Genomic DNA, 12233 nt, shown 5'->3' with positions numbered 1-12233 from the left:
ATTGTGATTTATTTTAATTTAAAATAGTATGACCAGTTTTACAAAAAATCAATTATGTTTAACGATTCAAAATCTATTCTGTATAACCTAATTTTAAAATGGAACAAAACAATGCTAAAAGTTACAGTTCGGCACTTTACACGCTAATAACTGTATTTTTCTTTTGGGGCTTTTTAGCCGCCTCCAACGGTGTATTCATACCTTTTTGTAAAGAACACTTTCATCTAACCCAGTTTGAATCACAGTTGATTGATTTTACCTTTTATGGCGGTTATTTTATAGGTTCATTAATACTTTATTTTGCTTCATCTATCAGCAAGGTTGATATTATGAATAAAATGGGTTATAAAAATGGTATTATTTTAGGATTGATTGTATCGGCGGTCGGCGCTTTGGGAATGGTCCCTGCAATAGCATCAGGTTCATTCGGTTTAATATTAGCAGTGTTCTTTATTATAGCTGTTGGCTTTTCATTACAACAAACTGCTGCAAACCCTTTCGTTGTTGCCCTTGGGCCACCGGAAACTGGCTCAAACCGATTAAATTTTGCGGGCAGTATTAATAATATTGGTGGTTTATTAGGCCCCGTAGTTGTAGGTATAATTTTGTTTGGGTCGGCTGCGGCTAAAATTGATGCAAAAGATGTTCAAATCTCCTCCGTAAATAACCTTTACTACATGCTTGCCGGTTTATTTATTGCCGTAGCTATCTTCTTTTGGTTTTCGAATTTACCAAAGGTTACCAGCGATGAAAAAATTGAACCAAGCCCTAAGGCCAATACTCCGCTTTTAATTATGTTTTTGGCGTTCTGTTTAATATTGGCAGCCGATCCGTTGAGCGCCTATCTTAATAAGTTGCTGTCTTCAGATCACATAAAAAGCCAGTATTTTGTATACGCATCATTAGCTATTATTGTATTAACGCTGGTGGGAACTATTTTTGCCGCTAAAAAAAGCAAAGAAGGTTGGGGCGCGATGCAGTACCCGCAACTAATTCTGGGTATGCTGGCTATATTTACTTATGTAGGTACCGAGGTTACTATTCAAAGCAATATGGGATCGTTATTAAAAACGCCTGAGTTCGGTTCGTTCAAAGAATCGGATATAGCGCCTTATATTTCATTGTATTGGGGTAGTTTGATGATCGGTCGTTTTGCCGGTGCTATAGGCGCGTTTAACTTATCCAAAACGGTTAAATATGTGTTAACCATTCTGATACCTTTTATAGCGTTTGGTATAGTATTATTAGTTAACGCTGCCACCGGCGTAAACGTAAGTAACCTTTATGGTTATGCAGCATGTGTAGCAATTCTTATTGTTGCGTTCTTTATTGGTCAACAAAAACCTACACGTACACTATCTGTATTGGGCTTATTAGGCGTAGCATTTATGTTGGTTGGGTTATTTACCACAGGTAAAGTTGCAACGTTTTCTTTCATTAGTGGTGGACTGTGCTGCTCCATTATGTGGCCTTCCATATTCTCTTTGGCTATTACGGGTTTGGGAAAATACACAAGCCAGGGCTCCGCGTTCCTGATCATGATGATTTTGGGGGGCTCTATCATCCCTCCGCTCCAGGGCAAAGTTGCTGATGGTGCAGGTAACGTTATACCAGGTATGAGCGGTATACACTTTTCATATATTGTGCCTGTAATAGGCTTCGCGTACCTTGCGTATTTCGCCTGGAAAGTAAGCCGCGAATTGCGTAGCCAGGGTATCGACCTTGACCATGTTGAAGTTGCTGCAGGCCACTAATTTTTAATGCCGTTATAAGCCATTGGGTCATTAAGTCATTTTCACTGATTTAATGACCCAATGGCATTAATGACCCAATGATTTAATTTATGAAACCAAGTTTTGATTCGATATTCATGAACCTGGCAACCGACCTCGCTAAACGCTCGCACTGCGTTAAAGCCCACGTAGGTGCTGTTTTAACCCGGGACACGCGTATTATATCCATCGGCTACAACGGCCCGCCTGCGGGTACGCATAACTGCGACGAGGAGTGGCCGGGCCAGGGCTGCGCACGCGATTCAAAAGGAAGCTGCTCATTAGCGTTGCATGCCGAAGAAAACGCGATTTTATACGCCGTAAAAAGCGGCGCAAAGCTGGAGGGAGCAACCTTATATACCACGCTTTCGCCTTGTATTGCCTGTGCGCGTCTTATCTATTCGGCCGGCATTACCAAAGTTTATTTTGATAAATCATACGCCGAATACAAAGGCATCGGCAGCGACGAAGGCGTTGATTTTTTGAATCGTTTTGGTGTACCAACCGTACGATTTATAGAAGATTAGATTGCCCGGCCACTTTTTTAGGCCGGGGTTAATGACAATATTTGCGATAAATAGTAACCTGGCTTTAATCGGCCAGGAAAGGTTCAATATGGCTAAGCGCGAATAGCAGTTGTTCGTCTGGGCTCAGGTCGGTATTATCCAAAATAATAGCGTCTTCAGCACGCGTCAACGGGCTTTCCTTGCGGGTGGTATCCTGGTAATCGCGGTGGGCCAGGTTATCAAAAATTTCTTCTAAAGTTATTTCGGGGTTTGTAGGCAACAGCTCTTTATACCGGCGCTCGGCACGGATTTTTGGGTCGGCAGTCATAAACAGCTTTACCTGCGCATTCGGGAATACAACGGTGCCAATATCGCGGCCATCCATAATAATGTTTTTTGATTTGCCCATGCGCTGCTGCTGTTTTACCATGGCAACGCGCACTGCATGTATTGCTGCAATGGTACTTACCTTTTCGGCCACATGCATCTGGCGTATCTCGTCAGATACTTCTTCATCATTCAGGGTAATGTGTGTTTGGTAATCCCTGGAGTGAAAGTTAAGATGGATGTTGTTCAGCGCATCGGCAATCTGTTCCTGGTTGGCCAAATCGATGTTATTACGCAGAAAGTACAACGCCACGGCCCGGTACATTGCGCCGCTATCCACATAAATAAAATGAAGTTTTTTTGCTAAAGCCTTTGCTAAAGTACTTTTACCACATGATGAATAACCATCAATTGCTACTACGATATTGTTGTTCATAAGAGCTGCTAAAATAATGATTTTTGTTGATTGTTGTGTAGTTGGGTGCCGTGATTTAGTTATAGAAGGCTTTAATTTAACCAGTCGCCCGCTTAAAAATCCTCAAAAACCGGTAAGACAGATGGAATCCAGTTTCAAACAATTACATTGGGTTATAGGAGCATGTAGCCCTTACAGAGGTAGCACCAGGAAAAGAAAACAATAACGATGTTTTTTTCCTTCGCATTATAAGCATAGATGGATGCCATGGTTTCGAAGTTTTTTCTTCGAAAGTACTTTTTACGCAGAAAATACCATTCTGTAACCCCAAACCCCTTGTTAAGCCAGTGTTAATTCTGACATTGAAAAAGCAATTCAAAAGCTATTTTACAGTAGTCTGACTATTGTACCTTATTGGTCAAAAAATAAATTATTGTCAATCAAACGGTTAAATACACATGACTTTGGGATGAAAAATGATATGTGTTCTGGTGCTTTAATTTGCCTTGTGTTTAAAACAAAACAAAATCAAAACACAACAATTGTTATGAAAAATTCATTCAAAATTTCAGCTTTAATTTTAGCTTTTGCCGGTTTAGGTCTTGGCGCATCAGCTCAAACAACAACTACTACCACAACAACTTCTACTACAACAACCACCCCGGGTGGCATTCGTTACAGCATTGGCGTTGATGCGGGTATTCCTGTAGGCAACTTTAAAGATAATTACAAATGGAACTTAGGCGGATCGTTACAGGCAGATATCCCGGTTTACAAACAACAGTTATTTGTAACTATTAACGCAGGATACAACAATGTTTTTGGCAAAAAGAATATTGGTGGTGTTGCCAATGCCGATGTTACCGATTTTAAATTATTGCCAGTTAAGGCCGGTTTAAAATTCTTTCCTATCGAAAACTTTTATGTACAGGGCGAAGCAGGTGCCGCATTTTTGTTAAACAAATCTGATTTGGGTGCCAACAAATCAACCGCGTTTGTTTACGCTCCGCAAATTGGTGTTCAGTTCCCGGTAAGCAAAAGCAGCTTTATTGATGCCGGTGTACGTTACGAAGCAACTACCAAATTTGCGACCGGTGTTGATGCAAGCAAAGTAAATTTTATAGGTGTACGTGTAGCCTACGGTTTTTAATATCGATCCTACTTTTACCTGAAAAAACGAAAGAGGCGGCCAGTTATGGTTGCCTCTTTTTGCTTTTTGTGGATATTTTTTTAACCAATGAGACAACTATAATTCAATAAAATCGTACAAATAGCTACATTGTTTGTAATTTAACGCCTTTAATACATTTTACCACTGTAGTAACCGATATGAAAAAAATCCTCATCATTGATGATGAAGTTAATGTAGCCTTACTGCTATCTAAATTTTTAATTCGCAACGGCTTTGATGTAAGCACCGCATCAAGCGGTACCGGCGGGATGGAAGCACTTAAAGTTGGCGATTATAACCTGGTACTGTGCGATTTCAGGCTGGAGGATACCGATGGCCGCGAAATGCTTCGGAATATTAAGACGCAGTATCCAAAAACCGGGGTAATTATTATAACCGGCTACTCGGATATAAAAATGGCTGTTGAACTTATTAAAATGGGCGCTTATGATTACATCACCAAGCCATTATATCCCGACGAAATTTTAAATACGATCAATAAAGCTTTTGAAACCCACTACGCATTAGTTGAAGAGTCGGAAAGTGCCGCAACGGTAGTTGCCGATAAGTCGAAAAGCAAAGAAGCTAAAAAGCAAGTATTTGCCGGTGAATTTGTGGCTGGCACCAGCAAGGCCTCTAAAGAATTACTGAGGCAGATTGAGCTGGTAGCCCCAACAAACTATAGCGTAATTATTTTAGGCGAGAGCGGTACAGGTAAAGAATCGGTTGCTAAAAGCATCCATCTGAACAGTCCGCGCCATAACCAGCCTTTTATTGCCATGGATTGCGGTTCGTTAACAAAAGAACTGGCCGCCAGTGAGTTTTTTGGACACGAGAAAGGTTCTTTTACAGGTGCTTTATACACCAAGATAGGCCACTTTGAAATGGCCAACGGCGGTACTTTGTTTTTGGATGAGGTTGGTAACCTATCATACGAAATACAGGCCGCCCTGCTGCGCACCGTTCAGGAGCGCAAGGTTAAAAGGATTGGCAGTACCAAAGAAATTGACCTTGATGTACGTATTATTATAGCCACCAACGAGAGCCTGCAGGAGGGTATTAGCAAAGGCAAATTCAGGGAAGACCTGTACCACCGCTTTAATGAGTTTACCATTTATATGCCGCCACTGCGCGAGCGGGGCGGTGATATTATGTTGCTGGCCGAACATTTTTTAAGAATAGCCAACAACGAACTGGGCCGTAATGTAGATGCGTTTGCGCCCGAGGTTATTGATTGTTTTATGAATTACCGCTGGCCGGGTAATATCCGAGAGCTTAAAAACGTAATCAGGCGGGCGGCATTGCTGGCCGAAGATAACGAGATTACCATGAAAGCCCTGCCGCTGGAGATATCGAACTTCAAAACCCCATCCTTTGACCAATCTGCTTATGCGCCGTTGTCATCGTTTGAGCTGCCCGATGTTAAAGAAAACCGGCACGATTTAAAAAATGCCGCACTTGAAGCTGAGTATGAAACAATTATTCGCGTTTTAAGGGAAGTGAATTTTAACAAAACCAGGGCAGCCGAGATTTTGAAGATTGACAGGAAAACCTTGTATAATAAAATGAAAGCCATCAACCTGAAGTAATACGATGGATTTGCAGGAACAGGAAAAGGACGGCGAAGATGACCAACTGCGCAAATTGAAGCATGATATAAGAAACCAGCTTTCAAACGTGCACCTGGCATTAGAACAATTAAAGTACGAATTGCCGGATATAAACGACGAGGGCTTATTTTTTATAGAAATGATTGACACAAGCGCCAAAAAAATAAACGAGCTGTTAAACGATGCAGAATAAGGAAATTGTGGCCAAAATACTTTTTAAAAACGCTGAAACTTTTTAGCGTTTTTTTTGTCTCAATTTTAAGGATAGGATCAAGAACCATGAGTCAGGAATCAAGGCAACAGTTTACGATTTTCTTTCTTGATTTTTGGATCTGATATCTTGATTCTTATCACCCATGTCAATTTTTAACTACAAACAACGCAATAACATTATCCTGGCCAGTATTATAGTGCTGGGGTGTTTCTTGCTTTACGCGCTCAGCGGCTTATTCAGCAGTATACTTGGCGCTATTGTATTGTATGTTATTTTCAGGCCGTTGTATGTTAACTTGGCCGAGAAGCGCGAATGGCCAAAGTCGCTGGTGGCACTTATCATTATTTTTACATCGCTAATTATCATTGTTATACCTTTCCTCATCCTGAGTATTATGGTGGTGGGGAAAATATCGAGCATTAACATTAAAGACCTGCCCATTGATCAGTGGACTACAAAAATTGATGCTTTTGCTGCTGCTAACCTTAATCAGCCCCATTTTGCCGAAGATACGCTCCAAAAATTAGGCTCATTTGGCACCAGCCTATTCCCATCTATATTAAGCAGTGCGGCAAGCATTATTCTTACCTTGCTGGTTTTGTATTTTATTTTGTATTTTATGCTTACGCAAATGCGCGAGTTTGAAGCGGGTTTGTTAAAATACGCACCGTTCAGAGAGCAACATGCATTAAAATTTGCAGCTGCCCTACGCGATTCTACCTATTCTAACGTTTTAGGACAAGGAATCATAGCTGTTACCCAGGGTGCCTTGCTGGCCAACGGATTTTTAATATTCGGCATTCCCGATCCGGTTTTTTGGGGGGTTATAGCCATATTTATTTCGTTTTTGCCGGTAGTAGGGGCGCCTACATTGTGCATACCTGCAAGTATTTTGTTGTTTGCGCAGGGGCATAACTGGCAAGGTGTTGCATTACTGGCGTATGGCTTGTTATTTATAGGCAATGTTGACAATTTTTTAAGGATGATTATCAATAAGCGGGTGGCCAATACGCACCCAATTATATCCATCATCGGCGTGTTTATTGGGCTGCCTCTTTTTGGGATTTTGGGCCTGGTTTTTGGTCCGGTTTTGCTATCTTACTTTTTGTTACTGTTGGAAATATATGAAACCAACCGCATGGCTGCCGACAGGCTCGAGCGGATTAACACAGCAACAGAAAACTGACAGGCATTGAACAGTTTTGTAAACACATAACCAAAAAATAACTGACAAAAAAACTATTTACACACAATTAGCATACAAATAATACAATTGATGATATTTGGCAAGGTATTAGTATTAATCAATCAAATGTTCAACTTTAAATTTATATTACAATGAATGATAACACAAAAGTAGTTGTTGCATTGCTTGCGGGCTTGGCAGCAGGGGCGGCTTTAGGCATTTTATTTGCACCCGATAAAGGTGGGGAAACTCGCGACAAGCTTACTGAATCATTAAAAAATCTTGGCGACTCCATTAAGGAAACTGCCGCTGCTGAGATTGATAACCTGGTTGGCTTAAAAGACAAAGTGGTTGAGAATATTAAATCAAAAATTCGTGGTGCTGAAGAAGAGTACCAGGACGATTTGGAACACGCATAATTTTATTTAAACAACCCGGATAATTCATCGTATTGAATTATCCGGATTATAAAATTATTAAACCAAACACCTATGGAAGCCGAAAAAGAAACTCCACCACCACTACCACCAATTATTGATCAGTTAAGGGAATACGCCGAAACACGGTTTAAGCTTTTAAAATATGAGGCTATTGAAAATGGCACCTCCATTTTAGCAAGCGTTATTACCGATGTTGTTGTGGTAATAGGGATGGTGCTCTTCTTTATATTTGCCAGCCTAACCTTGGCGTTTTACCTGGCCGATGTACTGCATTCCAACTGGATGGGCTTTGGATGCGTTGCCCTTATTTATTTAATTATCGCTATCATTATTAAGTTGAATAAAAGCCGCATAGAAAAACCATTGGCCAATATTTTTATTCAAAAAATATTTAAAAGGTAAACATCATGAGCTATCAGATAAGAAGTATAAACGATTTACAGGATGAAATATTCAGGCTTAAAACGCTCGAGAGCCAGCAAAGCACCGCTTTACGGGCAAGGGTAAGCAGCCCTTCTGCCATATTTTCATCTGTTATGTCGTTGTTTCCGCGTTCAGTTGATAGCGATGGTGTCCGCAACCCAGGCCTTTTTCATCCGGATATTATAAACCTTATATCCAGATTTGTGATTCCGCTTACCTTAAATAAAACGCTGTTTAAAAATTCCAATTTTTTGGTTAAAACTTTGGTAGGGTTGGTATCGCAAAAGGCATCCAACTATGTTAATGAAGACTCTGTTTCGGGCGTTTGGGGTACAGTAAAAGGCCTTTTTGAAAAATTCACCAAAAAGAAAAGCAAGGACGAATACAAGCCCGAGCCCTATAAAAAGCCAATTGCCGGCCCGGTAGTTTAAAGGTATTTTAAACGCCACCCCGCTCAATTAGCAGAAAAAGTTATTTTTGCACTTTATTTTATAAAGTGGGAAAAGATAAGTTAAAGCGATTTGCAGAGATTGATACCTTTATCAATGTATTACAACTGGATGCAGGCAAACCTTTTAAAGGGGAGTGGAGCAAAGGTTTTTTTAATAATGACAACCCGGTAGTTTTAGAGTTGGCCTGCGGCAAAGGTGAATACACAGTAAACCTGGCCCAGCTTTTTCCTGATAAAAATTTTATTGGTATTGATTATAAAGGCAACCGCATTTGGCGTGGCGCAAAAACTGCTATTGAAGATGGCGTACCCAATGTTGCTTTCTTACGCATTCAGATCGAAAACCTGCTGGATTATTTTGCCGATGGCGAAGTAGACGAAATCTGGATTACCTTTCCCGACCCGCAGCCGCAACTAAGCCGCGAAAAAAAACGCTTAACCTCTCCACGCTTTTTAGATAAATATATCAGGATACTAAAACCATGGGGCTGCGTTAACCTTAAAACCGATAACGATGGCCTGCATGCCTACACAGCCGAAAAGATTGAAGAGCTGAAATTAAAACTACACATCCGTACTGAGGATCTTTATCATTCGCCATATGCCGATGATGTTTTATCGATAAAAACCTATTACGAGAAAAAATATTTGAAGGATAACAAGAACATTAATTATCTTAAGTTTTCGTTTGAATAACACAGAAGCTTAAAGCCGAAGGCCTAAAGCTTTGAAATTCAAAATGTGGCAGTAATAACACCAGGCGACTTAAAGCTTTTAGCCTTAAGTATTCGGTTTTAAGCTTTTAAAATGGACGATATTAATTTTTTTGATAAAGTATACCAGGTGGCCCGGCTGATACCCAGGGGAAGGGTAACGTCATACGGTGCTATAGCATCTTATTTGGGTACCAAGGGATCATCGCGCATGGTTGGGTATGCTATGCAGGCGGCAGGCAGGGCCAATCCGCCCGTACCGGCGCACCGGGTTGTAAACAGGCAGGGATTGCTTACCGCCAAGTTTCATTTCGGGGGTAATACCATGCAGGAGATGCTGGAAAGCGAAGGCGTAAAAGTAACTGACGACCAGGTGCAGGATTTTAAAACGGTGTATTGGGACCCCAATATTGAACTGGCATTATAATTTTATTTGAATATTGAAGTTATATACATTGTTGTCAATATTTAAAATCCGGCCTTATGAACAAACTCCTTATCGCATTTGCAATAACACAGTTATTCTTTAAAACTTCAGTTGCCCAAAATGCGGTTTTGCATATCGCAGTTGCTAATTCCACCAGCCATAGTTGTTATATCGCAAACCACAACGGCTTTACTTTTGATTACCTGAAAAAAGGGGGCGATGAGGTCACTTTAAGTAAAGAATACACCGCGACTTATACCTTCGATTTGTCTGAACCACAGTTCATTACACTTTATTGCAACAAGGATACCGTTAGCCGTAACTTTTTGAAGTTTACTTTTTTCGTATCGCCAGGTGATGACATTTTGTTTAAAGCCGATTTTGCCAAAAAAGGAAACGAATTTGTAGTAACAGGTAAGGGAGCAAATAATAATCAGCCGTTGTTAGGTGGTATGTTAAGCACAGATATGCAAAGCTTTTATGGCGATACAATCCCAAACCGAATTATAGCCGTTATCAAACAACAGGAAAAAAATTATCAAACTGCCGTTGCAGCATATTATGAAAAGTATAAGCCTACCGCCACCTTTATAAAAGCCACAAACTCTAACCTGGCATATTACGCCATAAGTGCATATTACGAGTTTAAAGAGGAAAATAAATTTAGGATTCGTGAGGCTTATGATCGTAATTTTTCAAAATGGAAAGTGATAACTGATAGCTTGTTTAAGCAGGTTAAGTTAAACAATAGTGATGCTATAAATTCCAAAACCTATTCTTATTTGATCAGGACATTTTTAACGCGTGAAAAAGAGAGGCTTTGGAACGAAAGCAATAAAAATCCGATGACGTTTTATAAGGAGTGGTATAATACAGATACTACATCGGGAAAGAAGTTGTTTAACGAGGATCAGCAAAACCTGCTAAAAGAAAAAATAATTAATAAGCAGTTCAGCGGCAAAGCAGCCGAATACTTATATGGAGTGCTGTTTGATGAAGCAATGAATGAAAGCGATCCTAAAAATGTGGCTGCTATTTTTAACCGCTTTAAACAGCAATATCCCGATAGTAGGTACATAGAATGGTTTGGCCCTTCGGTTGATGCAATGGTAAAAAGGCTGCAACAAGGTTTAACAGCCGAAATGATTTTTGTTACGGATAACGGAACTAAGCTGAATACATTTGATGAAGTACTGGCACTTAATAAAGGCAAAACCATATTGTTGGATATGTGGGGAACATGGTGCGGCCCCTGCAGGAAAGAGATTGGCAAAAACAGTGCTGCCATTAAAGAACATTTTAAAGATAGGGGCCTAAGCTATGTGTATATAGCAAATTCTGATACAAAGCATGAAAAGGAATGGAAAAGCCTTATTGCATACTTTGATTTGAAAGGAACACACATTTTGGCTAACAGTTCCCTCTCGCAGGATATTATGACTAAGGTAGGAGGTAGGGCATATCCAACTTATGTAGTCATCAAAAAAGATGGTACGTATGAGCAATCAAAAGCCGGCTATCCAATGAAACGTGATGTTTTAATTAAGCAACTGGAAGATGCGCTGGCGCAGTAATATGTTACTGCAACATTTCCAATAACTCTATCCTGTTACCAAAAGGGTCGATAAATGAAAAACGTTCCCGGCCCGGAATCACCGGTTCTTCCATAAACTCCACCCCATGGTTTTGCAAATGCCGGCGTGCCGCGACAATGTCACTTATTTCAAACGCGTTATGCCTCGATGTGCGGGGCATGGCTTCCTCTGTACTTAAATGCAGCTGAATATTGGCGATGTTAAACCAATAACCTTTCGATCGGAACTTAGGCCGTTCAATTGGCTCAAGACCTATTACATCGTTATAAAAAATCCTTGCCTCTTCCAGGCGTTCGGGTGGTACAACAATCTGGAAATGGTCGGCACGTTTAAAGTTGATCATCGGATATTTAGAAAACAAGATATTTATTCAACATAGCGCGACAATTTTAATAACAATCAAAAGTCGGCTAAAAATTGTAAACAGCAAATTGCGCGTCAAAAATTGGCCTTTATTTTGCTTTGGTTAAAATATCTATCTAAACGTAAATATTATGGCAAAGTATTCAGAAAAAGCAGGTGAAAAAGTTGAGAAAACCATGCATGAAATGAAAGAGGGGAAACTTAAAAGCGGCAGCGGTAAAAAAGTGACCAGCAAGAAACAGGCTGTAGCTATTGGTTTATCAGAAGCCCGTAAAGAAGGTGCAAAGGTGCCTGAAAAGAAAAGCTGATGTCTAAAAACAACAAAGCCATCAACTGTAAAAAGCGATGGCTTTCTTGTTATAATTGTTTTAAATGGTAATGATGCCAAAAATAGTTGGTGGAATTAGTTAAAAAAAGCAGTATATAGCAAATGCAGATATAAGAGTACCCAGGCTCTGCAGAGGTGCAACCTGCCAGCAATAATATTTGCGAACGATACCATGGCCGGACGAAAGTCCGGCTTTTTTTATTCATGGTAGAGTTCAAATATGGCTAAGAAAACCTATTGCCATTTTGTTTATTCTTGAGGAACAAGTACCATAGAATAAACTCTTTTCTAT

The 12233-nt window shown here is 40.2% G+C and carries 15 protein-coding genes; 13 read left to right on the top strand and 2 right to left on the bottom strand.

Annotated features, from left to right (window positions below; all coding sequences use genetic code 11):
- Positions 1-98: 98 nt before the first annotated feature.
- Positions 99-1754, top strand: coding sequence for an MFS transporter (locus AC1DU2_RS00075; RefSeq protein WP_477382260.1), 1656 nt, complete (start codon positions 99-101; stop codon positions 1752-1754).
- Between the two features lie 89 nt (positions 1755-1843).
- Positions 1844-2299: a deoxycytidylate deaminase gene (locus tag AC1DU2_RS00070; RefSeq protein ID WP_477382258.1), complete on the top strand. Its 456-nt coding sequence runs from the start codon at positions 1844-1846 to the stop codon at positions 2297-2299.
- Positions 2300-2363: 64 nt separating this feature from the next.
- On the opposite strand, the gene cmk is transcribed toward AC1DU2_RS00070, so the two are convergent.
- The gene (gene cmk, locus AC1DU2_RS00065) at positions 2364-3041 is read right to left on the bottom strand and encodes a (d)CMP kinase (RefSeq protein WP_477382257.1); all 678 of its coding nucleotides are present in this window, start codon (positions 3039-3041) and stop codon (positions 2364-2366) included.
- Between the two features lie 526 nt (positions 3042-3567).
- Here cmk and AC1DU2_RS00060 point away from each other — a divergent pair.
- The 10 genes from AC1DU2_RS00060 to AC1DU2_RS00015 all read left to right on the top strand — a co-directional run bounded on the left by AC1DU2_RS00060 (position 3568) and on the right by AC1DU2_RS00015 (position 11229).
- Positions 3568-4170 carry a hypothetical protein gene (locus tag AC1DU2_RS00060; protein WP_477355751.1) on the top strand — a complete coding sequence of 201 codons (603 nt, stop codon included), beginning with the start codon at positions 3568-3570 and terminating at the stop codon, positions 4168-4170.
- Positions 4171-4349: 179 nt separating this feature from the next.
- The gene (locus AC1DU2_RS00055; RefSeq protein ID WP_477382256.1) at positions 4350-5780 is read left to right on the top strand and encodes a sigma-54-dependent transcriptional regulator; all 1431 of its coding nucleotides are present in this window, start codon (positions 4350-4352) and stop codon (positions 5778-5780) included.
- Positions 5781-5784: 4 nt separating this feature from the next.
- A complete protein-coding gene (locus tag AC1DU2_RS00050; RefSeq protein ID WP_477355757.1) occupies positions 5785-5994 on the top strand; it encodes a hypothetical protein in 210 nt (69 codons plus the stop codon).
- A gap of 163 nt (positions 5995-6157) precedes the next feature.
- A complete protein-coding gene (locus AC1DU2_RS00045) occupies positions 6158-7201 on the top strand; it encodes an AI-2E family transporter (RefSeq protein WP_477355760.1) in 1044 nt (347 codons plus the stop codon).
- 152 nt (positions 7202-7353) lie between these two features.
- Complete coding sequence (locus AC1DU2_RS00040) at positions 7354-7620, top strand: YtxH domain-containing protein (RefSeq protein WP_147052900.1); 267 nt, start codon at positions 7354-7356, stop codon at positions 7618-7620.
- 72 nt (positions 7621-7692) lie between these two features.
- Complete coding sequence (locus tag AC1DU2_RS00035; RefSeq protein ID WP_477355763.1) at positions 7693-8043, top strand: phage holin family protein; 351 nt, start codon at positions 7693-7695, stop codon at positions 8041-8043.
- 5 nt (positions 8044-8048) lie between these two features.
- Positions 8049-8495, top strand: a complete 447-nt coding sequence (locus AC1DU2_RS00030) for a hypothetical protein (RefSeq protein ID WP_477382255.1) — start codon at positions 8049-8051, stop codon at positions 8493-8495.
- A gap of 65 nt (positions 8496-8560) precedes the next feature.
- Positions 8561-9211: a tRNA (guanosine(46)-N7)-methyltransferase TrmB gene (gene trmB / locus AC1DU2_RS00025; RefSeq protein ID WP_477382254.1), complete on the top strand. Its 651-nt coding sequence runs from the start codon at positions 8561-8563 to the stop codon at positions 9209-9211.
- A 111-nt stretch (positions 9212-9322) separates the two neighbouring features.
- Positions 9323-9655, top strand: coding sequence for an MGMT family protein (locus AC1DU2_RS00020; protein ID WP_477355772.1), 333 nt, complete (start codon positions 9323-9325; stop codon positions 9653-9655).
- Between the two features lie 56 nt (positions 9656-9711).
- Positions 9712-11229 carry a TlpA family protein disulfide reductase gene (locus AC1DU2_RS00015; protein WP_477382252.1) on the top strand — a complete coding sequence of 506 codons (1518 nt, stop codon included), beginning with the start codon at positions 9712-9714 and terminating at the stop codon, positions 11227-11229.
- Positions 11230-11233: 4 nt separating this feature from the next.
- Here AC1DU2_RS00015 and AC1DU2_RS00010 read toward each other — a convergent pair whose 3' ends face one another.
- Positions 11234-11593, bottom strand: a complete 360-nt coding sequence (locus AC1DU2_RS00010; protein WP_477355778.1) for a VOC family protein — start codon at positions 11591-11593, stop codon at positions 11234-11236.
- A gap of 151 nt (positions 11594-11744) precedes the next feature.
- On the opposite strand from AC1DU2_RS00010, the gene AC1DU2_RS00005 reads away from it, so the two are divergent.
- Entirely contained in the window at positions 11745-11921 is a 177-nt protein-coding gene (locus AC1DU2_RS00005) for a DUF6496 domain-containing protein (RefSeq protein WP_477355781.1), read from the top strand.
- The last annotated feature ends 312 nt before the right edge of the window (positions 11922-12233 follow it).

Source organism: Mucilaginibacter sp. P4_C11, assembly GCF_056402115.1.
Note: the sequence above shows the minus strand (reverse complement) of the source record. Positions and strands in the feature narration are given on the sequence as shown.